This window comes from Streptomyces sp. NBC_01622 (assembly GCF_045209635.1).
Classification (GTDB): Bacteria; Actinomycetota; Actinomycetes; order Streptomycetales; family Streptomycetaceae; genus Streptomyces.
The window spans coordinates 10,610,500-10,635,608 of sequence record NZ_CP109293.1 but is presented as its reverse complement, the minus strand read 5'-3'; the positions used below and the strand labels follow the sequence as shown (position 1 = coordinate 10,635,608).

Annotated in this window: 20 protein-coding genes; 9 read left to right on the top strand and 11 right to left on the bottom strand. The window is 70.6% G+C overall.

Features of this window, described 5'->3' with window-relative positions; translation table 11 throughout:
• Positions 1-16: 16 nt before the first annotated feature.
• On the bottom strand, positions 17-1,873 hold the full coding sequence (locus OH768_RS49140) for a cellulase family glycosylhydrolase (RefSeq protein ID WP_406463709.1): 1,857 nt from the start codon (positions 1,871-1,873) through the stop codon (positions 17-19).
• 88 nt (positions 1,874-1,961) lie between these two features.
• Positions 1,962-3,929, bottom strand: a complete 1,968-nt coding sequence (locus OH768_RS49135; RefSeq protein ID WP_406463708.1) for a GTP-binding protein — start codon at positions 3,927-3,929, stop codon at positions 1,962-1,964.
• A 177-nt stretch (positions 3,930-4,106) separates the two neighbouring features.
• Here OH768_RS49135 and OH768_RS49130 point away from each other — a divergent pair, with 177 nt between their 5' ends.
• Positions 4,107-5,213, top strand: coding sequence for an XdhC family protein (locus OH768_RS49130; protein WP_406463706.1), 1,107 nt, complete (start codon positions 4,107-4,109; stop codon positions 5,211-5,213).
• 8 nt (positions 5,214-5,221) lie between these two features.
• Here OH768_RS49130 and OH768_RS49125 read toward each other — a convergent pair whose 3' ends face one another.
• Together OH768_RS49125 and OH768_RS49120 are read right to left on the bottom strand one after the other, a co-directional pair.
• Complete coding sequence (locus OH768_RS49125; protein WP_406463704.1) at positions 5,222-5,722, bottom strand: metallophosphoesterase family protein; 501 nt, start codon at positions 5,720-5,722, stop codon at positions 5,222-5,224.
• 46 nt (positions 5,723-5,768) lie between these two features.
• Positions 5,769-6,584: an SAM-dependent methyltransferase gene (locus OH768_RS49120; protein ID WP_406463703.1), complete on the bottom strand. Its 816-nt coding sequence runs from the start codon at positions 6,582-6,584 to the stop codon at positions 5,769-5,771.
• A 129-nt stretch (positions 6,585-6,713) separates the two neighbouring features.
• Between OH768_RS49120 and OH768_RS49115 the strand changes: the two genes are divergently transcribed.
• The 4 genes from OH768_RS49115 (at position 6,714) to rfbC (ending at position 10,591) form a co-directional block, all read left to right on the top strand.
• Positions 6,714-7,175, top strand: a complete 462-nt coding sequence (locus OH768_RS49115) for a MarR family winged helix-turn-helix transcriptional regulator (RefSeq protein ID WP_406463701.1) — start codon at positions 6,714-6,716, stop codon at positions 7,173-7,175.
• A 59-nt stretch (positions 7,176-7,234) separates the two neighbouring features.
• Positions 7,235-7,828, top strand: coding sequence for a hydrolase (locus OH768_RS49110; protein WP_406463699.1), 594 nt, complete (start codon positions 7,235-7,237; stop codon positions 7,826-7,828).
• Positions 7,829-7,965: 137 nt separating this feature from the next.
• Positions 7,966-9,930: a glycosyltransferase family 2 protein gene (locus tag OH768_RS49105; RefSeq protein WP_406463697.1), complete on the top strand. Its 1,965-nt coding sequence runs from the start codon at positions 7,966-7,968 to the stop codon at positions 9,928-9,930.
• 52 nt (positions 9,931-9,982) lie between these two features.
• Entirely contained in the window at positions 9,983-10,591 is a 609-nt protein-coding gene (gene rfbC / locus OH768_RS49100; RefSeq protein ID WP_406463695.1) for a dTDP-4-dehydrorhamnose 3,5-epimerase, read from the top strand.
• Here the strand turns inward: rfbC and OH768_RS49095 are convergent.
• The 6 genes from OH768_RS49095 to OH768_RS49070 form a co-directional block, all read right to left on the bottom strand.
• A complete protein-coding gene (locus OH768_RS49095) occupies positions 10,581-11,384 on the bottom strand; it encodes a class I SAM-dependent methyltransferase (protein ID WP_406463693.1) in 804 nt (267 codons plus the stop codon). The two genes, rfbC and OH768_RS49095, sit on opposite strands and share 11 nt — an antisense overlap.
• Positions 11,381-12,262 carry a dTDP-4-dehydrorhamnose reductase gene (gene rfbD / locus OH768_RS49090; RefSeq protein WP_201050242.1) on the bottom strand — a complete coding sequence of 294 codons (882 nt, stop codon included), beginning with the start codon at positions 12,260-12,262 and terminating at the stop codon, positions 11,381-11,383. Before rfbD ends, OH768_RS49095 begins: the two co-directional genes overlap by 4 nt.
• Complete coding sequence (rfbB, locus tag OH768_RS49085; RefSeq protein ID WP_406463691.1) at positions 12,262-13,233, bottom strand: dTDP-glucose 4,6-dehydratase; 972 nt, start codon at positions 13,231-13,233, stop codon at positions 12,262-12,264. The genes rfbD and rfbB overlap by 1 nt, the downstream gene beginning before the upstream one ends.
• Positions 13,230-14,297, bottom strand: a complete 1,068-nt coding sequence (locus OH768_RS49080; RefSeq protein ID WP_406463689.1) for a glucose-1-phosphate thymidylyltransferase — start codon at positions 14,295-14,297, stop codon at positions 13,230-13,232. Before OH768_RS49080 ends, rfbB begins: the two co-directional genes overlap by 4 nt.
• Positions 14,298-14,388: 91 nt before the next feature.
• Complete coding sequence (locus OH768_RS49075; RefSeq protein WP_406463688.1) at positions 14,389-14,673, bottom strand: hypothetical protein; 285 nt, start codon at positions 14,671-14,673, stop codon at positions 14,389-14,391.
• Positions 14,674-14,754: 81 nt separating this feature from the next.
• Entirely contained in the window at positions 14,755-17,187 is a 2,433-nt protein-coding gene (locus tag OH768_RS49070; protein WP_406463686.1) for a SpoIIE family protein phosphatase, read from the bottom strand.
• Between the two features lie 186 nt (positions 17,188-17,373).
• Here OH768_RS49070 and OH768_RS49065 point away from each other — a divergent pair, with 186 nt between their 5' ends.
• Positions 17,374-19,524 carry a SpoIIE family protein phosphatase gene (locus OH768_RS49065; protein WP_406465747.1) on the top strand — a complete coding sequence of 717 codons (2,151 nt, stop codon included), beginning with the start codon at positions 17,374-17,376 and terminating at the stop codon, positions 19,522-19,524.
• 80 nt (positions 19,525-19,604) lie between these two features.
• Here the strand turns inward: OH768_RS49065 and OH768_RS49060 are convergent, their stop codons facing one another.
• Positions 19,605-21,017 carry a S1 family peptidase gene (locus OH768_RS49060; RefSeq protein WP_406463684.1) on the bottom strand — a complete coding sequence of 471 codons (1,413 nt, stop codon included), beginning with the start codon at positions 21,015-21,017 and terminating at the stop codon, positions 19,605-19,607.
• Between the two features lie 759 nt (positions 21,018-21,776).
• Here OH768_RS49060 and OH768_RS49055 point away from each other — a divergent pair.
• From OH768_RS49055 to OH768_RS49045, 3 genes are all read left to right on the top strand, one after another.
• A complete protein-coding gene (locus OH768_RS49055) occupies positions 21,777-21,992 on the top strand; it encodes a type A2 lantipeptide (RefSeq protein ID WP_406463682.1) in 216 nt (71 codons plus the stop codon).
• A gap of 91 nt (positions 21,993-22,083) precedes the next feature.
• Positions 22,084-22,890 (top strand): HlyD family efflux transporter periplasmic adaptor subunit, encoded by an 807-nt coding sequence (locus OH768_RS49050; protein ID WP_406463680.1) that lies wholly within the window; start codon positions 22,084-22,086, stop codon positions 22,888-22,890.
• The gene (locus tag OH768_RS49045; protein WP_406463679.1) at positions 22,887-25,109 is read left to right on the top strand and encodes an NHLP family bacteriocin export ABC transporter peptidase/permease/ATPase subunit; all 2,223 of its coding nucleotides are present in this window, start codon (positions 22,887-22,889) and stop codon (positions 25,107-25,109) included. Before OH768_RS49050 ends, OH768_RS49045 begins: the two co-directional genes overlap by 4 nt.

Here is a 25,109-nt window from a genome sequence, read left to right as displayed (position 1 = left end):
GGTGCCGTTGCGTTTGTCAGCTGTGCGATGCCGCCCATGCGGCCAGTTCGGACTTGGCCGCGCTCAGCAGCGTCGAGGAGGGGCTCGACGCGCCGTTGGTGATCAGGGCGTAGTGCAGGGTTCCCGAGCCGGAGGCCGAGAGCAGGAGGCGGTGACTGCCGGTGCCGCCCGGTTCGTTGGCGTAGCCGATCGCGGTGGAGGACGTGTACGCCGGGACCCCAGAGACGGCTCCCAGGTCGGAGACCACTGTCGTGGACGCGGCCGGGAAGGACGCCGGGAGGTGGAGCTCGGTCGGCGCGGTGGAGCTGTTGGAGCGCCACATCAGCAGGCCGTACTGGCCGGAGCCGACCAGCGAGGACACGTTCGGGAGGGTGCTGGGGACCGGGTTCCAGGTCAGGGTCGTGGAGCCGTCGCGGGAGCGGTCCTCGTAGGTGAAGGCGACCGTGGTGCCGGCTGTCGCGCTCGGGTAGATCCGGTCGAGCAGCCGGGCGTCCTGACGGAGTGTCACCGTGCCGGAGTCGGTCATGTTGACGGCGGAGAGGTCCTCGTCGTTCCAGGCGTCGCCGGTGGTGAGCACCTTGTCGGGGTTGTCGTTCATCAGCTCGTGGTGGCGGCCGTTGTAGATGTCCCACTGCCACTGCGTGCCGGACAGGACCGGTCCGGATCCGCTCGGGTTGGACCACCAAGTGGAGCCCGGCAGACGGGAGTCGAGGGCCTGGTACATCGCCTTGAGGACGGTCGGCGCCTTGCCCGCGACCGTGCCGGACAGCGGATGCCCGAACTCGCTGACGATGGCGGCGGTGCCGGCGGCGGTGGCCCGGTCACGAACGGTGCCGAAGTCGGTCGAGTACTGGCCGTCGGCCGCGTTCCCCCACATCAGGATGCCGGAGATCGCCTTCTGGTCGTAGAAGTGGGTGTTGAAGACATAGCGCGAGCCGAGCGTGCCCGCGTCGAGGAGTCCGCCCTCCTGTACCTGGCTGGAGATGTTGGAGTTCCAGAAGAGGTTCGGCTCGACGAGGGCGGGCTTGGCGCTCCAGCCGGCCGCGTCCATCCGCGCGCGGAACTTCACGTAGAAGGGCCAGAGCAGGTTCTGCTCCCAAGTCCGGCTTGTCTGGCCCGAGTCGTAGGTGCCGGCGAAGGGCTCGTTGTACGGGTCGAAGCCGACGACTCCCGCGAACTCGTCGGTGGTCAGGTGCTGTTGGATGTACGTCATGGTCGACTGGGCGGTGGCGAGGAAGGAGTCCTGGAGGCCGTAGTTGTTGTGCCAGAAGTCGTACTGGGCCTTGGTGACGGCTGAGTTCTGGGTGATGTTCTGGCCCCAGAAGAGGCAGATGCCGCAGGACTCCTGGGGGTAACTCCCCAGTGCCACAGCCCACTTGGGGGCTCCGTCACCTGTGTACCAGCTTCCGGTGTTGAACAGGTACCGGGAGTAGAGGTCCTGGTGGAAGTCGGGGTAGACGCGGATGCCGGCGTCGAGGAACGCCTGCATCTGGGCGGTGGCGGCGGCCAGGTACGTGCTGTCGACCTGGCCGCGTACGGGTTCGGCGTGGGCCCAGGAGAGCAGGAAGCGCACCGAGTTGCCGCCGCCGAGGGCGCGCAGCGCGGTCGCGGACTTCTTCGCGTCGGCGACCGACGCGAACGGGAGACCGCTGTTCTCCTCCAGTTTGGTCTCACCGGAGACGTTGTAGCCGCGCAGCACGACCTGGCGGCCGTAGCTGTCGACGAAGCTGCCGTTCTGCACGGTCAGCGGTGAGCCGTCGAACCAGAGGGAGTCGGTTGGGGTGGCGGCGGTGGCAGGCCCGGCACCCAGCACCGACAGGAATCCGCAGAGGACAACCAGGACAACGATCAAACGCGCCCGGATATTGGTCATGTCCACTACAGTCCGGTTGTTTCCGGACACTGTCAACACTTCTGACTCACGAGTAAGTTCCCACGCTGCAAGCCCTGTTGAAACATTTTCAGCCGACCCGGCGCGTCACGTTGAGCAGGTACTCCTTCCGGTTCAGCGGGTTGTGGTCGGTGCGCGCCCGCTCCGGAACGGTCCCGTGCGCGACGGGCGCGTAGTGGTCGAAGGCGCTCTCCCACTCCCCCTCGCCGCGCGTCAGCCCCGGCAACTGCCGCTCAAGACCGTGCACTTGGGCCGCCGGGACCACTCCCTCCAGCACACAGAGCGGCCCCTGCGTCTCGGTGGTCTGCGGTACGGCGCGCACCGCGGCGAGGACCGGGAGGAGGGCGCCAAGAGTGTCGGCCGGGGCCTCGACGCGGAACCGGTGCATCGGCTCGTGGACCTGGCTCCCCGCCCGCCGCAGCGCCTCGACGAGGACCAGCGGGGTCAGCGCGCGGAAGTCCGCGCCGGTGCTCGACATGCTCTTGTCGAAGCCCTGGTGGGCGTGGCTCTGCCGGGGCCAGTAACCGGAGCGCGTCATGGTCACCACGCAGTCGGTGACCCGCCAGCCGTGCAGCCCCTGCCCCAGCGTCTCGCGCACGGTGTCCTCTACGGCCTTGAAGAAGGCGTACGGCATCGCGCCCAGCTCGACCTCGAGAGCGAACCGCACACCCGAGCCGACCGGCGCCGGGTCGATACGCAGGCCGACCGTGGCGAGGAAAGGGTTCTCGTCCTTCTTGATGAACTCGGCCGCCGAGCCCGTGCCGACCGGCCGCTCGATGCACAGGGGTGTCGTCTCGCGGAAGGTGACCCGCACCCCGAACTCGTCGGCCAGCGTGGCCTCGATGACCTCCTTCTGGACCTCGCCGTAGAGGGAGACCGCGGTCTCCTGGCGCACCTCGTCGTGGCGCAGGCCGATCAGCGGGTCCTGTTCGGCGAGGCGGGTGAGCGCGAGGTGCAGGGCCCGCCGGTCGGCGTCCGGGCCCGGGACGACCACGGATTCGAGGGTCGGCGGCGCGAAGAAGTGCTCGTACGCCTTCCTCGGCGTTCCGATCGCGTCGCCGATCCTGATCTCGCCGAGGCCCCGCAGCCGGCCGATCCGGCCCGCCGGGACGGAGTCGGTGCCGATGTCCGTGCCGTGGTCGAAGACGCTGATCGAGGTGACCTTGCCCTCCTGGCCGGCGTCGCCGAAGGTGATCCGGTCGCGGGTGCGGAGGGTGCCGGAGAACATCCGCGCGTAGGCGACCTTCTCCCCCGCCGGACCGCGCTCGACCTTGAACACCGTGCCGGAGAGCGGGCCTTGGGGGTCGCCCTCGGCGGCGGGGAGCAGTTCCTTGATGCCGGTGACCAGCGCGTCCACGCCCGCGCCCGTGATGGCGGAGCCGAAGTAGACCGGGTGCACGAGGGCCCGGCGGGTCTGGGCGGCGAGGGCCGTGCGGAGGAGGTCGTACGGCACGGTGTTCTCGACGTAGGCGGCGAGCAGTTCGTCGTCGTGGTCGGCGAGGACGGCCGCTGCGCCCGGGGCGAGGCCCGGCAGGAAACCGGCCTCCGGGGTACCGATGTCCTCGACCGAGCCCATCGGTACGACCGCCGCCCTGAGCCGGTCGGAGATCTCCCGCAGCAGCTCGTCCTGGCGTGCCCCCCGTCGGTCGATCTTGTTGACGAAGAGGAGCGTCGGGATGCGCAGTCGCTGGAGCGTGCGCATCAGGACGCGGGTCTGCGGCTGGACGCCCTCGACCGCCGAGACGACCAGGACGGCGCCGTCCAGTACGCCGAGCACCCGCTCCACCTCGGCGATGAAGTCCGGGTGGCCCGGGGTGTCGATGAGGTTGACGGTCACGTCCTCGACCGGGAACGAGACGACGGCGGACTTGATGGTGATACCGCGCTGCCGCTCCAGTGCGAGCGTGTCGGTCCGGGTGCTGCCGTCGTCGACGCTGCCGATCTCGTCGATCACACCGGCCGAGTGCAGCAGCCGTTCGGTCAGACTGGTCTTACCCGCGTCTACGTGCGCGAGGATTCCGAGGTTGAGCAAGTGCACCTGGTGTCATGTCCTTCGATGAGGAGTGCCTTCCTTCCTGGGTGGACATGAACGGTGTGCGCATCTCGGTGCTCCTCGGTCGTCGGTGACTGCTGCCGATCAGTGCAGCAGAGCGGCGCGGGCGGCGGCAACGGATTAACGTCCGTACAGGGACTGCGGTGGTGAGAGGAGCACAGCGTGCGGGAGATCCTCCCGGAGCTCGGTCGCTGGTACGCGGCAGGGGATCCGTTCGGTCTGGCCACCGTCGTCGCGGTCAGCCGCAGCGCGCCGCGCGACCCCGGCGCGGCCATGGCCGTGGGCCCGGACGACGAGGTCGTGGGCAGTGTGTCCGGGGGCTGTGTGGAGGGGGCGGTCTTCGAACTGGCTCGGGAGGTCGTGGCGAGCGGCGAGGCGCGGCTGGAGACCTTCGGGTACAGCGACGAGGACGCCTTCGCGGTCGGGCTCACCTGCGGCGGCGAGATCACCGTGCTGGTACGGCCCGTCACGCCGGAGGCCGATCCCGCCTTCGGGGCGGTCGCGCGGTCGGTCGCCGCGCACGAGCCGGTGACCGTGGCGACCGTGATCGACGGCCCGGCAGCGCGCGGCGCCACCCTCGCCGTCTGGCCGGAAACGGTGGGCGGCACCCTCGGCACGACCGGTCTCGATGTCGCGGTCACCGCCGACGCGCGCGGTGAACTCGCCCTCGGGGCAACGGGGTTGCGGCACTACGGACCGCACGGCGAGCGACGCGAGGACTCCGTCACCGTCTTCCTGCGCTCCTTTGCGCCGCCGCCCCGGATGCTGGTCTTCGGCGCCATCGACTACGCGGCGGCGGTCGCCCGGATCGGTGACTTCCTCGGCTACCGGGTCACGGTGTGCGACGCCCGCCCGGTGTTCGCGACGCCGAAGCGCTTCCCGGCCGGCGTCGAGGTGGTCGTGGACTGGCCGCACCGGTATCTGGCCGGCACGGACACCGACGAGCGGACGGTGATCTGCGTCCTGACCCACGACCCGAAGTTCGACGTACCGCTGCTGGAGGAGGCGCTGCGCCGGCCGGCCGCGTACATCGGGGCGATGGGCAGCCGCCGTACCCATGACGACCGTATGCGGCGACTGCTCGAATCCGACCTCGACAAGGGCGAGTTGGCCCGCCTGCGCTCACCGATCGGCCTGGACCTCGGCGCCCGCACCCCGGAGGAGGTGGCGGTGTCCGTGGCCGCCGAGATCGTCGCGCTGCGGTGGAGCGGCACGGGGATGCCGTTGACAGGGGTGGCCGGGGCGATCCACCGGGCGCGGACCGGGTGAACGGTGGATCACCTGGGCGGCAGCCGGTGCAGTACGAGATCGGTCAGCGTGCCGTCCCCGACCGTCGCCGTGAGGTAGGTGCAGTGCGGCTGGCGTCGGCGATCGGTCGGGGAGCCCGGGTTGAGCAGCCGGAGACCGGTGGGGGCCGTGGTGTCCCAGGGGATGTGGCTGTGTCCGAAGACCAGCACGTCCAGGTCCGGGAAGCGGGCCGCACAGCGCGCCTCACGGCCCTGGGCGGGGCCCGTCTCGTGGACGGCACCGAAGCGCAGGCCGCCGAGTTCGGCGTACGCCACCTCGGGGAGCCGGGCGCGCAGTGCGGGGCCGTCGTTGTTGCCGTACACGCCGACGAGCCGGCGGCTGCGGCTCTCCAGCAGGTCGAGGGTGTCGGTGTCGACCCAGTCGCCGGCGTGGAACACGACGTCGGCGCGCGGGAGTTCGGCGAGGAGCCCCGCGGGGAGTTCCTTGGCGCGCTTGGGGAGATGGGTGTCGGACATCAGGAGCAGACGCACGGGCTCAGCCTAGGCGCCGGTCGGACTGGCGCACGGCGCCGCTCCGTCACGGCTTGACGCCCACCCCGCACCGCATCGGGAGGGGACCGGTCGCCGGGGTGTCCTCGGGGTCGGGGCGCCAGACCGGCAGTTGGACCACACCGGGGTCGAGGATCTCCGTGCCGTCGAAGAAGCGGGTGACGTCGGCGTGGGTGCGCGGGGTGGCGCCCGCGTGTTCGGCGGCGCGTTCGTTGTAGACGCGCATCGACTCGGCGACCTCCTCGGCACCGATGTCGGCCGCCGGGTGGGAGAGGACGAGGTGGCTGCCGGGGGCGAGCGCGTCCAGGAGCCGCCGGGTGATGGCGTAGGGGTCGTCGCGGTCGGGGACGTACTGGAGGATCGCCACCAGCATCAGCCCCACCGGCCGGGAGAGGTCGAGGGTCTCGGCCGCGGCGGCGAGGATGCGGTCCACGTCGCGCAGGTCCGACTCCAGGTAGTCCGTCGCGCCTTCCTCGCTGCTGACGAGCAGGGCACGCGCGTGTGCCAGGACGATGGGGTCGTTGTCGACGTAGACGACGCGTGCCCCGGGGTCGACGCGCTGGGCCACCTCGTGGGTGTTGTCCGCGGCCGGTATGCCGGTGCCGATGTCGAGGAACTGGCGGATGCCCGCCTTGCCGCTCAGCTCGCGGACGGCGCGGCCGAGGAAGGCCCGGTTGGCGCGGACCGCGGGGACGATCTCCGGGTTGGCCGCGGCGGCCAGGTCGGCGGCCTCCTGGTCGACGGGGTAGTTGTCCTTGCCGCCCAGCCAGGCGTTGTAGACGCGGGCGGGATGTGCCACGGACGAGTCGATCGGGGCCGTTCCGCCTGCTGAGTGCTCGTTCATCGCGATCCGCTCCCCGCTCGCCGTTCGAACCTCTGCCGGCGCACAGAGTAGTGCGCCCGGAGGGATCTTCAGGGAAAACTGATCAGTTGTGCCTGGACAGTTTCCCCTGACGGCTTTACGGTGGCGCTCATGGATCAGCGGCACGCCCCGACACCGGCCGGCATCTCGGACTCCGCCGCCCGCTCCGCGCGGGATCTGCGGGTGGTGTTCAGCCGGCTGCGGCGCCGGATCCGTGAGGTCGCGACGGACGAGGATCTGACGCCCTCGCAGGAGTCGGCGCTCACCCTGGTCGGCAAGCACGGCGCGGCCACGGCCAGCGCGCTGGCGTCGGCCGAGGGGGTCAGGCCGCAGTCGATGGCCGCCACCCTCGCGGCCCTGGACCGGCACGGGCTGATCCGGCGCAGCCCCGACCCCGAGGACGGCCGCAGACAACTGGTCACCCTCACCGAAGCGGGCCGCGCGCGCGTCGAGGACAACCGGCAGGTCCGTGAGGAGTGGCTCGCGCGTGCCTTCGAGGACCGCTACACCGAGCGGGAACGGCGGACGATCGTCGACGCGCTGACACTGCTGGAACGGCTGTCGGAGCAGTGATACCGAAGCTCACCCGGACAACCGGCTGAGCCCCCGCCACTCCTGAAAGGCCTCCCCCCATGGCACTGACCGCCCTCGACCCGCGTACCGCCCTCGTCGTGATCGACCTCCAGGGCGGCGTCGTCGGCGCCCCGACCCAGCCGTACAGCGGGCCCGAGGTCGTCGCCCGTACCGTCGGACTCGCCGACACCTTCCGGGCCGCCGGTCTTCCCGTGGTGCTGGTCCGGGTCACCTTCGCGGACGACGGTGCCGATGCGGTTCCCGGCCGCACCGAGCAGCGGCGCCCCGGGGGCGCGGCCCGCCCCGAGGGCTGGGACGTCGTCGTCGACGAGTTGGCCGGGCACCCCGGTGACATCCACGTCGTCAAGCGGAACTGGGGCGCCTTCCACGGCACCGACCTGGACGTGCAACTGCGCCGGCGCGGTGTCACGCAGATCGTGCTGACCGGCATCGCCACCAGCATCGGCGTCGAGTCCACCGCCCGCGCGGCCCACGAGCACGGCTATCACGTGACCCTGGCCACGGACGCGATGAGCGACCTGGACGCCGTCTCGCACGCCCACAGCATCGAGCGGATCTTCCCGCGCCTGGGCGAAACGGGCACGTCGGCCGAAATCCTGGAACTTCTGGCCAAGACCCACAACGTGAGCTGACATCGACCCACGGCGGGTTAACCGTTGCCCAACACCAGCCCAATGGGCGGCATCGAGACAGACCGGGTTAGCATCACCCCACTCGCGCCGTTCCGCATCGGGCAACGGTCAGCGCAAACAAGGGGGCTAGAAGCCGGATGTCGGTCAAGGTCAGTGTCGTCGTCCCTGTGTACAACCCAGGGCCTTATATCGAGGACTGCATCTCCTCTCTCCTCAGGCAGTCCCTGCCTAACGACGAGTACGAGGCGATCTTCGTCGACGACGGCTCGACGGACGGCACGCCCGCGCGGCTCGACGAGGTCGCCGCGCAGCACCCCCACATCCACGTCATCCACCAGGAGGCGTCCGGCTGGTCGGGCAAGCCCCGCAACGTGGGGATCGCCGCCTCCAAGGGCGAGTTCGTCATGTTCGTCGACAACGACGACTACCTCGGCGACGAGGCCCTGGAGCGGATGTACGACTACGGGGTGGCCAACGGCGCCGATGTCATCGTCGGCAAGATGGCCGGCAAGGGCCGCGCCGTGCCCGTGGAGCTGTTCCGCAAGAACTACCCGCACGCGTCGGTCGAGACCGCGCCGCTGATGGACAGCCTCACCCCGCACAAGATGCTCCGCCGTGCGTTCCTCGACCGCATCAACCTGCGGTTCCCGGAGGGGCGTCGCCGCCTGGAGGACCACGTCTTCGTGACGGAGGCCTACCTCGCCGCGGACAACGTCGCCGTGCTCAGCGACTACGTCTGCTACTACCACATCAAGCGCGAGGACGCCTCGAACGCCGGCTTCCAGCGCTTCGACCCCGTCGGCTACTTCAAGAACCTGCGCGAGGCCCTCGACGTCGTCGAGAAGTACACCGAGCCCGGTGCGGCCCGCGACAAGATCTTCCGCCGCTGGCTGCGCGTCGAGATGATGGAGCGCCTCGGCGGCGGCCGGCTCCTCAAGGCCCCCGACGAGTACCGCCGTGAACTCCTCAAGGAGATCCGCGGTGTCATGACCGAGCGCTTCGGCCCCGGCGTCGCGGCCGGTCTCGGCCCGCGGCTGCGGGTCGTCGCCGCCCTCGCCGCCGCCGACCGCTACGACGACCTCGTGGAGCTCGCCGAGTGGGAGGCCTCCCTCAAGCCGCAGGCGTCCCCCGGCGAGATCGAGTGGCGGGACGGCAAGCTGCTGGTCCACTACCAGGCCGAGTTCGTCATCAACGGCAAGCCCGCGATCTTCCCGGCCGAGGGCGCGCCCGCCCCCAGGCACCCGGAGCCGAAGAACCTCGCGGAGGCCACCGCGCTGCTGACGGCCGACGCCACCCACGTCTTCAAGAAGGCGACGGCCGACCTCGTCGTCCGCGAGCGCACCAGCGCCGCCTCGCACTTCCAGCCCGTGCAGATCTCGCACGAGGCGGTCCCCGAGGGCGACGGCGTCCGCCTGGTGCTGCACGCCACGGCCACCGTCGACCCCGCCACCGCGGCCGGCGGCGCCCCGCTGGCCGGCGGCCTCTGGGACACCTACGTCCGGGTCGTCATCGGCTCCTGGAACAAGGAGTGCCGCCTCGGCCCGGTCCCGCAGCACGGTGAGAACGCCGGGCACGCCGGTGTCGTCGCCGGCCAGGTGCTGCTCCCGTACTACACGGAGCCGCACGGCAACTTCTCGCTGGACGTCGACAAGGCGAGCAAGCGCCTCGGCCTCGGCGATCTCAAGACCGGCGACTTCACGGTCACCGGCGCCCGCGCCGGCGTACTGCTCCCCTTCTACGTCCCCGCCGCCACCGACGTACTGCTGCGCCTGACCCACAAGGCGTCCGGTACGACCCTGGACGTGCCCGGTGTGGTCTCCCCCGAGTCCTCGGGTGCGCGGCTGGCGGCCGAGGTGCCCGCCGCCGAGCTGAAGGACCTGGCGTGGGCTGCGTCGGTGTGCCTGACCCCGACCGCGACCGGGCAGCGCTTCCTGGCGCTGCCGGTGCGGCTGGCCGGTGACGCCGGCGGTATCCGGGTGGAGGCGGCGCCGAAGGCCAAGCCCGCCGAGCCCAAGCCCGCGCCGAAGCCGGTGGCCGCCAAGCCCAAGCCGGGACTGGCCCGCCGGGTGGCGCGCAAGCTGAAGCGTGCCCTCAGCAAGTAGCGGTAGCCGAGCACATCGCAGTACCCGAGCAAGCCATGGAGGACGAAAGAACGTGCGAGCACTGGGGATTGAAGGCGCCTGGGTCCTGGAGCCCAAGGTCTTCCCTGACGACCGGGGCAGTTTCCACGAGTGGTACCGGGGCGAGGAGTTCCGCGAGGCCACCGGGTACGACCTGGAGCTGGCGCAGGCCAACTGCTCGGTGTCGCGGCGGGGCGTGGTGCGCGGAGTGCACTTCTCCGACGTGCCGCCGAGCCAGGCCAAGTACGTCAAGTGCGTGCGCGGCGCCGTCCTCGACGTGATCGTGGACATCCGCGTCGGCTCTCCCACGTTCGGTCAGTGGGAAGCCGTCCGGCTGGACGACGACAGCAAGCACGCCGTGTTCCTCGCGGAGGGGCTGGGGCACGCGTTCATGGCCCTGACCGACGACGCGACGGTCGTGTACCTGTGCTCGACGGGCTACGCGCCCGGGCGTGAGCACGGGATCAACCCGCTCGACCCGGCGCTCGGGATCGCCTGGCCCGAGGGCTTCGAGCCGGTGCTGTCCGACAAGGACGCCGAGGCGCCCACACTGGCAGAGGCGGAGCAGTCAGGACTTCTTCCGTCCTACGCGGACTGCTCCGCCTACTACGAGCGACTGCGCGGTGGGCAGGTCAGCGACTGACGCTGAGCTGCTCCACCGAGCGGCGCAGGGGCTCCCAGCCGCGGGACCGCTTGGTCCCGCGGTCACGGGCTTTGGCGAGGGGGCCCCAGAAGCCGGCGCCCAGCAGCGCCTCGGGCTGCACCGCGGTGGTGCGCTCCAGGATCGCCTCGGGCACCTTCTGCGGGTCCGGAACCTCGAACTCCGCGATGATCTCGTCGTACTTGTCCTTGAGGACGGTGCTGTTCGGGTCGGCCCCGAAGACGACGAGCTGACCCGTGGGCTGGGTGTCGACCAGAACCGTCACCAGGTCGGGACGGTAGCGGGCGAGGATTTCGACCAGCTTGTAGACGTCGCCGGTCCAGGCATCGGTGTGCCGGTCCCGGGCCGCCTCGTCGATGCTGCGCGGCAGCATGTCGTCGAAGACGATGACGCTGGCCCAGTCCGAGTGCTTCTCCACGTTGATGAAGTCGCGCAGCGCGTACTCGAACAGGTGCATGCCGTCGATGAACGACAGGTCCAGCGTGGTGGTCTTCCACCAGCCCAACGGGCTCCGGTTGCGGGCCAGTTGACGCAGCGGGTGACGGCCGCCGCGCAGGTGCACCAGCGGGTTGTCCCGGGCGAAGAAGTCGTCACTGGTCGCCTTGGCCAGGTGGACGTCACAGCGGATCTCCGTGACCACCTTGAACGCGGGATCGATCGCGACGCTGGGCACCCGGGAGAGCGTCAGGCTGCGGCCGTCGTTGACGCCGATCTCCAGGTAGTTGCGGTTCGCGGTTGACTTGTGGAGTCCCCGCAGGAACTCATGGCGTTTCACGAAGAAATCTCCTTGCGGATGTGAGGAAGTGCTTCGTGCAGGGCGGACCGCCAGTCCCTCGGCGGTTCCAGACCGACTTCCCGCCACCGCTCGTGCCCGAGGGCGCTGTAGGCGGGGCGGGGCGCGGGACGGACGAAGGCGGCGCTCGTGGTGGGGCGGACACGCTCCGGGTCTGCGTCGATGAGCCGGAACACCTCCTGGGCGAGACCGTGCCAGCTGGTCTCGCCGGAGCTGGTCGCGTGGAACACCCCGTGCGCGCCCTCGACCTGGCCGATACGGGCGCCGAGATCGGCGATCCGTACGGCGACGTCGGCGCTCCAGGTCGGCTGTCCGTGCTGGTCGTCGACGACGTCGAGAGTGTCGCGACGTGCTTCCAGCTCGATCATCGTGCGGACGAAGTTACCCCCACAGGCTCCGTACAGCCAAGCCGTACGGACGACCGCGCTCCCACCTGGCAGTTCCTCCAACACGGCCTGCTCGCCCGCGAGTTTGGTGCGGCCGTAGGCGGTGCGGGGTGCGGTGGGGTGGTTCTCCGGGTACGGCGTGCTGCGGGCCTCGCCGTCGAAGACGTAGTCGGTGGAGACGTGGACCAGCCGCGCGCCCGAGGCGGCGCAGGCGCGGGCGAGGAGCCGGGGCCCCTCGCCGTTGATGCGAAGGGCCCGCTCCTCGTCGGTCTCGGCGTCGTCGACGGCGGTGTACGCCGCGCAGTTCACCACCACGTCGGGGTGGTGTTCCGCGAACGCCCGGTCCACCGACGCGGGGTCGGTGATGTCCAGGGCGGCGCGGTCGAGACCGACGAACTGTTCACCGCGCCGGGCGAGTTCGTCGAGCACGTCGTGGCCGAGCATCCCGCCGGCACCGGTGACCAGCCACTTCATCAGGCGCGCTCCACCCTTGCCTTGAGCGGCTCCCACCAGGCGCGGTTGTCGCGGTACCAGGCGACGGTTTCGGCCAGACCCGTGGCGAAGTCGTGCTTCGGGGTGTAGCCGAGCTCGTCGTGGATCTTGGACCAGTCGACGGAGTAGCGCAGGTCGTGGCCCTTGCGGTCCTCGACGCGCTCGACCCGGTCCCAGTCCGCGCCGCAGGCCTCAAGGAGGAGGCCGGTGAGCTCCTTGTTGCTGAGCTCGGTGCCGCCGCCGATGTTGTAGACCTCGCCGGCCCGGCCCTTGGTGCGCACGAGCTCGATGCCCTGGCAGTGGTCCTCGACATGCAGCCAGTCGCGGACGTTGAGGCCCTCGCCGTAGAGCGGGACCTTCTTGCCGTCGAGGAGGTTGCTGACGAACAGCGGGATGACCTTCTCGGGGAACTGGTGCGGCCCGTAGTTGTTCGAGCAGCGGGTGACGCGCACGTCCAGGCCGTGGGTGCGGTGGTAGGCCAGGGCGAGCAGGTCGGAGGAGGCCTTCGACGCGGAGTACGGCGAGTTGGGCGCGAGCGGGTGGGTCTCGGGCCAGGAGCCGGACTCGATGGAGCCGTAGACCTCGTCGGTGGAGATGTGCACGAACGGCACGTTGTACCGCAGGGCCGCGTCGAGCAGGACCTGGGTGCCCACCACGTTGGTGCGGACGAAGTCGGCGGCACCGTTGATCGAGCGGTCCACGTGGGACTCGGCAGCGAAGTGGACCACCTGGTCCGCCTCGGCCATCAGCTTGTCGACCAGTTCGGCGTCGCAGATGTCGCCCTGGACGAACTCCAGGCGCGGGTGGCCTATTTCCAGGTTGTCGAGCGTGCCGGCGTACGTGAGCTTGTCCAGCACCGTGATGCGGGGCGCGTCAGGCGCGTCCGAGGCGAGGAGCATGCGGACATACGCGGAACCGATGAAGCCGGCGGCGCCGGTGACGAGGAGATTCATGAACGGATCTGCACCTTGCTGTGGTCTCCGAGAACGAGGCGGTGGGCGCTGGGTACCCCCGGAGCGGGGGTCACTTCGACGTGCTTGCCGATGAGCGAGGACTCGATCCGGCCCACCCCGGCGATGGACGAGTCCTGCAGCACGATGGAGAACTCCAGCTCACTGTCGGTGATCCGGCAGTTCTCCGCGACCGAGGTGAACGGTCCGATGTAGGAGTTGCTCACGACGGTTCCGGCCGCGATGACGACGGGTCCGACGATGCGCGACTTCTCGATGCGCGCGCCTTCCTCGATCACCACGCGCCCGATGGTCTCCGAGACGTCGTCCACCTCGCCGTCGATACGGCGGTCCATGCTCTCGAGGACGGTCCGGTTGACTTCGAGCATGTCGACGACGTTGCCCGTGTCCTTCCAGTAGCCGTGGATGACCGAGGAGCGCACGTCGGCGCCGTCGTCGATCAGCTGCTGGATGGCGTGGGTGATCTCCAGCTCGCCGCGCCAGGACGGCTTGATGGCGCGCACCGCGTCGTGGATGGCGGGCGTGAAGAGGTAGACACCGACCAGAGCGAGGTCGCTCTTGGGGTGCTCCGGCTTCTCCTCCAGGCCGATGACCTGGCCGGACTCGCTGAGTTCGGCGACGCCGAAGGAGCGCGGGTCGGGCACGTGGGTGAGGAGGATCTGCGCGTCGGGCTTGTTGGCCTGGAAGCCCTCGACGAGACCGGTGATGCCGCCGACGATGAAGTTGTCGCCGAGGTACATCACGAAGTCGTCGTCGCCGAGGTACTCGCGCGCGATCAGGACGGCATGGGCCAGCCCGAGGGGACGATCCTGCGGGATGTAGGTGATCTTCAGGCCGAACTTCGACCCGTCACCCACCGCCTCCTCGATCTCCGCCGCGGTGTCACCGACGATGATGCCGACCTCGGTGATTCCCGCGTCGGCGAGTGATTCGAGGCCGTAGAAAAGGACGGCCTTGTTGGCCACCGGGACGAGCTGTTTTGCCGATGTGTGTGTGATCGGCCTCAGGCGGGATCCAGTGCCGCCGGAGAGAACGAGAGCCTTCATCGCTTCACCTTAGCGTCATCTTCGGACGCGCATCGTTCCTCCCTATGTTCGTTTATTACGACCATCCAACGATAGGTGGGACGGGAGGTGTCTAATCGCCCGACGGATCGGACGAATCACCCGCCGCCCGGTCCACGTCCGCGACGACCTCGGCCCGGTCCAGCCCCTCGTCCTTCGCGTACTCGCCCACCGCGGCCTGCACGTCACGGCTCAGATCGCGCCAGGCCCGCCAGGCGGTCTCGTAGATCTCGGTCTGGGCCTCGGTCCAGGGTTCGTGGGCGGGGGCACCCAGGGCGTCCCGCAGCTCCGTAACCCTGGCGCGCGCCTGGTTGGCCGCGCGCTGCTTCTCGACCAGCTCTTCGAAGGTGTTTGCCACAAGCAGCCACCCCATCACGGGGGACGCGTACAGCCACTGCAACCTGCCGTTACGTGCCCCGACGGGCACCCGTGCGGCCGTCTACCGGTCGAGCGCGATCTCGGCCCACACCTGTTTGCCGCCGCTCACCGGCACCGTGCCCCAGGCCGCCGACACGGCTTCGACGAGGAGGATCCCGCGGCCTCCGGTGGCCTCCCAGCCGATGCTGGTCGGTTTGACCGGGGTGCGCGGCGAGGAGTCGGCGACGGCGACGCGGAACCGGTGGTTGACGAGGGTGAGGTCGAGGCGGACCGGGCCGTCGGTGTGCACCAGGGCGTTGGTGACCAGCTCGGAGACGACGAGGAGGATGGTGTCGACCTCCTCGGTGACGTCCCAGACGCGCAGGGTGCGCTTGGTGAAGCGGCGTGCGTGCCGGGCCGCCTCGGGGACGCGCCACACCGTCCAGTTCTCGCGCCGGGGGCGGGTGGCGAGGCCGTCGTAGCGCATGAGGAGCAGGGCCACGTCGTCGTCGCGGCGGGCGTTGCCGAGCAGGGCGTCGGCGACGAGGCCCAGGTGAGCGGGGTCGGAGACGGCGAGGCCGTGGGCGAGCCGGTCGAGTCCCTCGTCGATGTCGGCCTCCTTGGACTCCACCAGGCCGTCGGTGGTCAGCGCGATGACCGTGCCGGGCTGGAGCCGCAGCGGGCTCATCGGGAACTCGGCCTGGGTGACCACGCCGAGCGGTGGGCCGCCGTCCAGATCGGGGATCTCGGTGCCGCCGTCCGGGTGGCGCAGGACGGGCGGCAGATGACCGGCCCGCACGTACCAGGCGGAGCCCTCCTCCATGTCGACGTCGACATAGCAGCAGGTGGCGAAGAGGTCGGTCTCCAGGTCGATGAGGAGCCGGTTGGCGTGCGAGACAACCACGTCGGGCGGGTGTCCCTCGACGGCGTAGGCGCGCAGCGCGGTGCGCATCTGGCCCATGAGGGTGGCGGCGCCCGCGTTGTGGCCCTGGACGTCGCCGATGACGAGGGCCACGTGGTTGTCGGGCAGCGGGATCACGTCGTACCAGTCGCCGCCGACCTCAAGACCGGCCGTGGTCGGCAGATAGCGGGCGACGGCGACCCCGCCGGGCAGTTTCGGCAGCCGGCGCGGCAGCAGCTGGCGTTGGAGCATGCCGACGAGTTCGTGCTCGGCGTCGAAGGCGTGGGCGCGCATCAAAGCCTGGCCGGCGAGGCCCGCGGAGGCGGTGAGCAGGGCGCGTTCGTCGGGGCCGAAGACGTGCGGGGTGTCCCAGCCGATCAGACAGGCCCCGGACACCCGGCCGCCGGCCGACAGCGGCAGCACGGCGAGGCCGCCCGGTCCGACCTCGGCGAGGGCGGGTTCCAGGTCGGTGCCGGCGGGCCAGATCGCGGCGCGGCCCTCGCGCAGGGCGGCGGCGAGGGTGGGCATGGTGCGGACGGGCGCGTCGGGCCATTCGCTGCGCCACTCCTGGCGCCACAGCTCGGGCCAGGACTCCGGTTCGGGCGGGTCGAGGACGGTGACCACGAGCCGGTCGCCCTCCAGTTCGGCGAGCGCGATCCGGTCGGCGCGCAGCGGTTTACGCAGGGCGGCGACCACGGCCTGGCTGACGTCACGGACCGTGCCGGCCATGGCGAGGGCGGCGGCCAGGCGCTGGACGCGGGCCACGTCGTTGACGCCGGAGCGCAGCTGGGAGGCGTCGCCGACGGTGCCGACGAGACGGGCCGGGCGGCCGTCGCCGCCGGGCAGGAGCCGACCGCGCAGCCGCAGCCACTTCGGCGGTCCCGAGGGCTGCAGGACCCGGAACTCCAGCTCGCGGTCGCCGATGGCCATGTGGTCGGCCTCGACGACGGACATCAGCGAGGGCAGGTCCTCGGGCACGGTCAGTCCGAGGAGGGTCTCGACCTTGCCGTCGAAGTCGTCCGGGCCGAGCCCGAACAGCGTGAGGATGTCGCCGCCGACCTCGACCCGTCCGGTGTCCATGGCCAGGTCGAAGGAGCCCGCGGGCAGTTCCTCGCCCGCCACCGCCTCGTCCGGGACCGGGATCGCGACCGCCTCGGCGACCAGCGTGAGGCAGGCGCGGTCGTCGGTGTCGAACCCGGCCGGGTGCTCGCTCACCGCGAGCAGACAGCCGCCGCCGCGCACGGGCAGGGCCGCCAGATGGAACTCCCCGGTCGGCAGCCGTCGCGAGTCGCAGCCGGCGGCCAGTTCCCCGGGATCGAGCCACACCGGGTGCCCGGTCCGGCGCACCTCGGCGACCGGTGCTCCCCCGGACGCCGGATAGCCGTCGCGCAGTCCGTACAGCGTGCGCGGCACACCGACCGACTCGACCAGGCACAGCAGGTCGGCCTCACCGGACGTGTACACCCCAGCGAAGGTCGCACCGGCGAAGACGAGGGCCTGTTCGAGGACCCGGCGCAGCCGTTCGCGGGAGTCGAGATCGGTGGTGAGCGTTTTGAGGGCAAGTTCGGCCCGCAGCGTTCTCGCTCTGCGTCCCTCAGCGCCCTCACTGACCACGTCCGCAATTACAGCGCTTATGCGCCGACTACGCAGCCCCTGTGACCGTTCCGTGGAGATGAGGGACCGGATGGCCCTCAGTGCCGCGCCCTCAGTGCCTTGCCCCCGGCACCGCTCGCCGTGCGCGTCGGGCCCGCAGGGTGGAGCCTGACCCTGAGCCCCGAAACGGCACGGCCGGGCGAGGAGGTGGTCGGCGTGTCCGACGGGCAGTTGTCCCGGCAGGTGTCCGGACAGGAGCCGGTCGGCCGGCCGATGCTGTCGCTCGCGCTGGCCGCGATGATGGACGCCGTCCACGCGCACTCGGGCGCGGTCTATCTGCTGACGCCCGACGAACCGGTGCTGGAGATGGCGGTGATGGCGGGTCTGCCCCGGGCGTTCGCCGCGCCGTGGGAGCGGGTGGGGCTGAGCGCGCCGATCCCGGTGGCCGAGGCGGTGCGCGAGCGGCGGCTGATCTGGGTCGGCGGCGAGGAGGACATGGCCCGCCGCTATCCGCGGATCGCGGTCGTGCTGCCGTATCCCTTCGCGCTGGCGGCGGTGCCGGTGGCCACCGGGTCCGCGGTCTACGGCTCGGTCTTCGTGACCTGGCCCGGTTCGCATCCGCCGGTGCTGTCCGAGCGGGACCGCGAGCAGCTGACCAGCGCCTGTGCCCGGCTCGCGGTGCGGCTGGAGCGGGCGATGGAGGAGCGCCGTCCGGCGCGGGCGGAGCCCGCTCTGCTGGCGACGGGGCCCGCGACGAGTGTGGCCGGGACGCTGGGCACGGTCGAGGCGGCGCGAATGGTGGCCCGGCTGCCGTACGGGCTGTGTTCGCTGGATCTGCATGGGCGGGTGGGCTTCGCGAACGCGGCGGCCGGGGAGCTGCTCGGGATGTCGGTGAGCAGTCTGCTGGGCACCCAGTTGTGGGCGGCGGTGCCCTGGCTCAACGACCCGGTGTACGAGGACCGTTACCGGGCCGCGCTGCTCAGTCAGCAGGTCACGTCGTTCGTGGCGTTGCGTCCGCCGGGCGAGTGGCTGTCGTTCCGGATGTATCCGAGCACGACCGGGCTGAGTGTGCGGATCAGCCGGGCGCGGGCGGTGACGGAGCTCGGCCGGGCGGCGCCGCGGCCGGACGAGGGGCCCTCGCGCCTTGTGACCATCTCCCAGGTGCTGAGTCTGGCGGGGGCGCTCACCGAGGCGGTCGGGGTGGAGGACGTGGTGCAGCTGATCGCGGACGAGGTCGCGCCGGCCGTGGGCAGTCAGGCGCTGGTGGTGCTCGGTTCGCGGGGCGGGCGGCTGCATGTGCTGGGGCACCGCGGCTATCCCTATCCGCATGTGGTGGAGCGCTTCGACGGAATGGCGCTGACCGAGTCGACGCCGGGGACGGCCGCGCTGAACAGCGGAGTGCCCGCGTTCTTCGATTCGCGGCAGGACCTGGAGCGGCTGTATCCGAGCCGGAACACCACCCCCGACGGGTTCGCGGCCTGGGCGTATCTGCCGCTGGTGGCGTCCGGGCGGCCGGTCGGCACCTGTGTGCTGGCGTATGCCGAGCCGCATGTCTTCCCCGCGGACGAGCGCGCGGTGCTGACGAGTCTGGGCGGGCTGATCGCGCAGGCGCTGGAGCGTGCGCTGCTCTACGACGCGAAACACCAGCTGGCGCACGGGCTGCAGGCTGCGCTGCTGCCGCACTCGCTGCCGCCGCTGCCGGGCATCGAGGCCGCCGCCCGCTATCTGCCGGCCACCCAGGGCATGGAGATCGGCGGCGACTTCTACGACCTGGTGACCACCTCGGGTCCGGCAGCGGTAATCGGCGACGTCCAGGGCCACAACGTGACCGCGGCCGGGCTGATGGGGCAGATCCGGACGGCCGTCCGCGCGTACACGACGGTCGGCCAGGCCCCGGAGGAGGTCATGCGCAGCACCAACCGGCTGCTGATCGACCTGGGCGTGGAGCTGTTCGCGAGCTGTCTGTATCTACGGCTGGATCCCGCGCGCGGTACGGCCGTGATGGCGCGTGCCGGTCATCCGCCGCCGTTGCTGCGCCGTCCGGACGGGCGGGTGCGGGTGCTCGACCTGGCCGGTGGTCCGTTGCTGGGCATCGACGCCGACGCGACCTATCCGACGACGGAGGTGAATCTCGCACCCGGTTCGGTCCTCGCGCTCTACACCGACGGGCTCATCGAGTCCCCCGGCGTCGACATCGAGGACGCCCTCGCCGAACTGGGACAGCGCCTCGCCGCGGCCGGGGACCTGCCGTTGGAGGAGATCGCCGACGAACTCGTGCGGCACAGCGCCTCGGCGCCGGAGCGGATCGACGACGTGGCGCTGCTTCTGCTGCGGGCCCGGGAGCCGGGCCCCGACTGACGTACACGCAGGGCGGTCCGGCCCTCCCGCCGGAGGGCCGGACCGATCCACCGCCGACCTGAAACTCTGGAAGGGGTCGGTCAGTGGCTTGAGGTGAGCGAGGAACCGTCGTCGGATCCGGTGCCCGTCCCGTCGGTGGCGGACGGGTCGACGGCACCGGACTGGTCGCCGGTTCCGTCGGTGGCGGACGGGTCGACAGCTCCGGACTGGTCGCCGGTTCCGTCGGTGGCCGACGGGTCGACAGCTCCGGACTGGTCGCCGGTTCCGTCAGTGGCCGACGGGTCGGCCGCGGTCGCCGACGGGTCCGCCGTGGCGGTGTCGCCCGCACCCGCGCCCGCACCGGCACCCGCGTCGCCGAGGGTGGCCCCGGTCGCCGTGAGCGCGGCGGTGACCGGCTGGAAGAAGGTCTCGCCGCCGCTGGTGCAGTCGCCGCTGCCGCCGGAGGTGAGGCCGACCGCGCCGCCGTCCTGGGTGAAGAGGGAGCCGCCGCTGTCACCCGCCTCGGCGCAGACGTCCGTCTGGATGAGGCCGTTGACGGTGTCGACACCGTTGGGGTCGGTCTCGCTCTGGAAGTTGACGGTCGCGTCGAGTCCGGTGACCGTGCCGTCGTGCAGACCGGTGGTGGAGCCCATCCGGAAGACCTGCGTGCCGACCGTGGCGTCCTCGGCCTGGGTGATCTGGACGGTCTGGCCGTTGCCCACGTTGACGTCGCTCGTGGTCTGGGTGGCCGGGTCGTCGTACTTCACCAGGGAGAAGTCGTTGCCGGGGAAGGTGGCCTGGTCGACCGTTGCGATCGGCTGGCCGTCCTGCGAGTCCGACCACTGCTTCGCCGCGACACCGCAGTGCCCGGCGGTCAGGAAGGCGGGGGTGCCGTCGCTCGCGGTGACATTGAAGCCGAGGGAGCAGCGGACGCCGCCCTGGTCGGTCTGGGCGAAGATGGCGTCGCCGCCCGACACCAGGGTCTTGAAGGAGCCGGCGGTCTTCTTGACGGTGGCCATGTCGGTGCCGAGGCTCTTGACCGTCGAGAGCACGGTGTCCCAGTTGGAACCGGTGACGGTGCTGTCGGCGAGGACCTGGATCTTGTTGGTCTTCGGGTCGACCGACCAGGCCGTGCCGGGGACGGTGGCCTTGGTCTTCAACACCTTGGCGGCGGCGGTGAGTTCGGCGGTGCTGTTCTGCACCTCGCGCACCTTGGCGCCGGCCTTCTCCGCCTGTACGACGACGTTGTTGTTGTCGCCGGAGACCACGTTGACGACGAGCTGCTGGGTGGCGCTGTCGTAGTAGGACCCGGCGAAAGCGTCGCCCAGCAGTCCGGCGATCTGCGAGGAGAGGTCCGAGGCGCCCGTCGCCTTGAGGGTCTTGGGGGTGGCGGCGCCTGCCGAGTTGTCCTGGGACGCGTTGGCGTTCGGCAGCAGGATCGCCGCCGCTCCGAGTGCAGCGACACCGCCGACGGCTATCGCGGCCTTGCGCTTCGGAATTCGCTTGTGACTCAAACTTCTCGACCTCCTGGGGACCGGGGTCTGCGCCGCCGGGGGTGGCGGCTTATGGGGGCGCCTGGATGCCCGTTGATACGCACGTGTCACGTGAGGTGTTCAATTCCGTTTCTCAACTTCCTTTGCGAAAACGCGAATCGGCCATGTCCAAGCGCCGACCTGGTAGGGATACGAGGCGGCTGCGGGCCTGTGCCCACGGCGTGGCGGGGCCTCCGCGTCCGGTGTCCGCCGAGCGGCCGGATGTCTTGATCGAATCGGTGGCCGCCCGAACCGCCGCGTGTGCGAGCCCAGTTGACTCACTCCCGGACCGGAACGGAAAGCGATCGACCAGTAACGGTCCGTCGAGAACGGTCGGCGGAATCCTGGCTTCAGGGAATCTGCACAGCGCGTACCCAACGAAGTCACCGGATCCGACGGATCTGCACATGCACACGCCCCCGGAAACGCCTTTGGTGGGGAGTGCCCGATTCCGCTTCGGCGCCGCAAGCCCTCCTGCGGAGCGATGCCGTGCAGCCTGTGAAGAACTCGCCGACACCTCGTGCCCACGCCTGCACGGTTCGCGCCCCCTGGGGCTCAAGTGCCCTGGTGGGACGGGAGTTTGATTGGCTGCGCCCGTCCGCAGCGTGCTTTGATCCATCGCACCGCAGGAGCCACGAGGGCTCCGGAAACGGCGCCCGGCGCCTGCGGTCGCGGCCGTCGTCTGTCCCCAGAGGGGGCCGCTCCCCCCTTGTGAATATCCATATGAAGGGAAGTTCCCCCATGAACTCCACCCCCCAGGTCGAGACCGTTGAGATCTCCGACGCCGAGCTCGACAACGTCTCCGGCGGTCTGTCCCTGAACGCCCTCGGCACCGTCACCGGCCTGGTCGACGGCGTTGTCCCGGTCTCCGGCCTGGCCGACTCGGTCATCGGCACGGTCGAGGGCACCACCGGCCTGAGCGTGGCCCCGGTCACGGGCCTGGTCGCCGGTCTCTGATCGCGCCTTGTTCCACCAGTCCCGGAGCCGTTTCCCGGCTCCGGGACTCTCGGTTGCCGTAAAAGATCTCTCCCCTAGGTGAGGGAAATTCGTGCAGTTCCGCCAACAGGCCCTCGCCAAGCTCCAGTCGCCCGAAGAGCTCGATCTTCCGGTGCGCTTCGCGCGTCCGCAGGGCTGGCTCGTGCTCTGTGTGACGGTGGTCGTCGTGGCCGCCGCCTCCGTGTGGGCGGTGACCGGCTCCGTGGCCTCCACGGTCGGGGCGTCCGCCATCCTCACGCACGGGGAGGGCAGTTACATCCTGCAGAGCCCGGTCGCAGGCCAGGTCACCGCCGTCGTCGCCCAGGAGGGCGAACGGCTGCCGGCCAACTCCCCTGTCCTGCAGGTCCGTACGGCCGACGGCGACTCCGTCGTGCGCACGGTCGCCGCGGGCCGGATCACCGCGCTCGCCGCCACCATCGGCCAGATCATCCAGACCGGCGCGAACGTCGCCGCCGTGGAGAAGGTCGCGCACGCCACCGACCCGCTCTACGCGACGGTGTACGTCCCCGCCGAGAACGCGGCCTCCATTCCCGCGAACGCCGCCGTCGACCTGACCGTGTCGTCCGTGCCGACACAGACGTACGGCGTGCTGCGCGGCCAGGTGAAGGCGGTGGACCGGTCCGCCCAGTCGGCGCAGCAGATCGCCGCGTTCCTCGGGGACAGCCAGCTCGGCGAGCAGTTCACCAAGAAGGGCAGGCCGGTGGCCGTGCTGGTGAAGCTCGACAAGTCGGCGCGCACGAAGAGCGGTTACAAGTGGTCGTCCGCCGACGGGCCGCCGTTCGCGCTCACTTCCATGACCATGGCCTCGGCCTCGATCAGGCTGGCCGATCAGCGTCCCCTCGATTGGCTGCTGCCGTGAGCCCCGCACAGGACACCCGTTCCCGGCGCCGTTCCGCGCCGCCGAAGCGCCCAGTACCCAAGGGCCGTGCGAAGACGGTCCGTTCGCCCACCGTCCTCCAGATGGAGGCCGTGGAGTGCGGCGCCGCCTCTCTCGCGATGGTCCTCGGCTTCTACGGCCGCCACATCCCGCTGGAGGAACTGCGCATCGCCTGCGGTGTCTCCCGCGACGGCTCGCGCGCCAGCAACTTGCTGAAGGCGGCGCGCAGTTACGGCCTCACGGCCAAGGGCATGCAGATGGACACCGCCGCCCTCGCCGAAGTGCGGTCCCCGGCCGTCCTGTTCTGGGAGTTCAACCACTACGTCGTCTACGACGGCATGGGCCGCCGCTTCGGCCGGCGCGGGGTGTACATCAACGACCCTGGCAAGGGCCGCCGGTTCGTGCCCATGGAGGACTTCGACTCCAGTTTCACCGGAGTCGTGCTGGTCATGGAGCCGGGCGAGGGTTTCGAGAAGGGCGGGCGCAAGCCGGGTGTCCTGGGCGCGATGCCCGCCCGGCTGCGCGGCACCGCGGGCACGATGCCCGCCGCCGTCCTCTCCAGCCTGCTGCTGGTCCTGGTCGGCGCGGCGATGCCCGCGCTCAGCCGGACCTACATCGACATGTTCCTGATAGGTGGTCAAACCTCCCTGCTGGGCGTGCTGTTCGCGTCCATGGGGACCTGCGTGCTGCTCACCCTGGTGCTCACCTGGCTGCAACAGGCGAACCTGCTGCACGGCCGCATCATCTCCTCCACGCTCTCCAGCGCCCGCTTCCTGCGCCATCTGCTGCGGCTGCCGGTGACGTTCTTCTCCCAGCGCAGCCCGGCCGACCTGGTGCAGCGCCTCCAGTCGAACGACTCCGTCGCGGAGACCCTGGCCCGCGATCTCTCGGCGGCGGGCGTGGACGCGGTGGTCGTGGTGCTCTACGCGGTGCTCCTCTACACCTACGACCCCCAACTCACGTACGTGGGCATAGGTGTCGCGCTGCTGAACGTGGTGGCGATGCGGGTCGTCATCCGGCTGCGCGCGACCCGTACCGCGAAACTGCGCGCCGACTCCGCCCGGCTCACCAACACCGCTTACACCGGGCTCCAGTTGATCGAGACGATGAAGGCGACCGGCGGCGAGGACGGCTACTTCCGCAAGTGGGCCGGACAGCACGCCACCACCCTGGAGGAACAGCAGCGACTCGGGGTGCCGAGCGCCTGGCTGGGCGTGGTCGCGCCCACGCTGGCCTCCCTCAACAGCGCGCTGATCCTGTGGATCGGCGGCATGCGGGCCGTCGAAGGGCACATCTCCGTCGGCCTGTTGGTCGCCTTCCAGGCACTGGTCACCCGCTTCACCGCGCCGATCACCCGGCTCAACGGCGTCGCGGGCCGCATCCAGGACTTCACGGCCGACGTGGCCCGCCTCAAGGACGTCGAGAACTTCCAGGCGGATCCCCTCTACTCCCGTGCGGGCGGCGCCGATTCGACCCGCCGGCTGCAGGGACACGTCGAGCTGGAGAACATCACCTTCGGCTACAGCCCCCTCGACAAGCCCCTCCTCACCGGCTTCTCGCTCACGGTCGGCCCGGGCCAGCAGGTGGCGCTGGTCGGCGGCTCCGGCAGCGGCAAGTCGACGGTGTCCAGGCTCATTTCGGGTCTCTACGCGCCCTGGGAGGGCGTGATCCGTATCGACGACCACCGGCTGGAGGACATCCCGCGCGGCGCGCTCGCCGCCTCCGTCTCCTTCGTCGACCAGGACGTGTTCCTCTTCGAGGGCTCGGTCCGCGACAACGTGGCGCTGTGGGACCCGTCGGTCCCGGACGAAGCGGTGACGGACGCGCTGCGGGACGCCGCCCTGTACGACGTCGTCATGCGGCGGCCCGGCGGCATCCACAGCCGGGTCGAGCAGGACGGGCGCAACTTCTCCGGCGGTCAGCGTCAACGCCTGGAGATCGCACGGGCGTTGGTGCGCAGGCCCAGCATCCTCGTGCTCGACGAGGTGACGAGCGCCCTGGACGCGGAGACCGAGCTGGTCGTCATGGACAACCTCCGCAAGCGCGGCTGCGCCTGCGTGGTGATCGCGCACCGGCTCAGCACGGTGCGCGACAGCGACGAGATCGTCGTCCTCGAACACGGCACGATCGTGGAACGCGGGCGGCACGACGCCCTGGTGGCGGCCGGCGGCGCGTACGCCACGCTGGTCAAGGAGCGGTGA

Bases quoted from the DNA above. Each gene is read 5' to 3' on its own strand.
- OH768_RS49140 (WP_406463709.1), bottom strand. From the start codon at position 1,873: ATGACCAATATCCGGGCGCGTTTGATCGTTGTCCTGGTTGTCCTCTGC.
- OH768_RS49120 (WP_406463703.1), bottom strand. From the start codon at position 6,584: ATGAACGAGCACTCAGCAGGCGGAACGGCCCCGATCGACTCGTCCGTG.
- OH768_RS49115 (WP_406463701.1), top strand. From the start codon at position 6,714: ATGGATCAGCGGCACGCCCCGACACCGGCCGGCATCTCGGACTCCGCC.
- OH768_RS49110 (WP_406463699.1), top strand. From the start codon at position 7,235: ATGGCACTGACCGCCCTCGACCCGCGTACCGCCCTCGTCGTGATCGAC.
- OH768_RS49105 (WP_406463697.1), top strand. From the start codon at position 7,966: ATGTCGGTCAAGGTCAGTGTCGTCGTCCCTGTGTACAACCCAGGGCCT.
- rfbD (WP_201050242.1), bottom strand. From the start codon at position 12,262: ATGAAGTGGCTGGTCACCGGTGCCGGCGGGATGCTCGGCCACGACGTG.
- rfbB (WP_406463691.1), bottom strand. From the start codon at position 13,233: ATGAATCTCCTCGTCACCGGCGCCGCCGGCTTCATCGGTTCCGCGTAT.
- OH768_RS49080 (WP_406463689.1), bottom strand. From the start codon at position 14,297: ATGAAGGCTCTCGTTCTCTCCGGCGGCACTGGATCCCGCCTGAGGCCG.
- OH768_RS49055 (WP_406463682.1), top strand. From the start codon at position 21,777: ATGAACTCCACCCCCCAGGTCGAGACCGTTGAGATCTCCGACGCCGAG.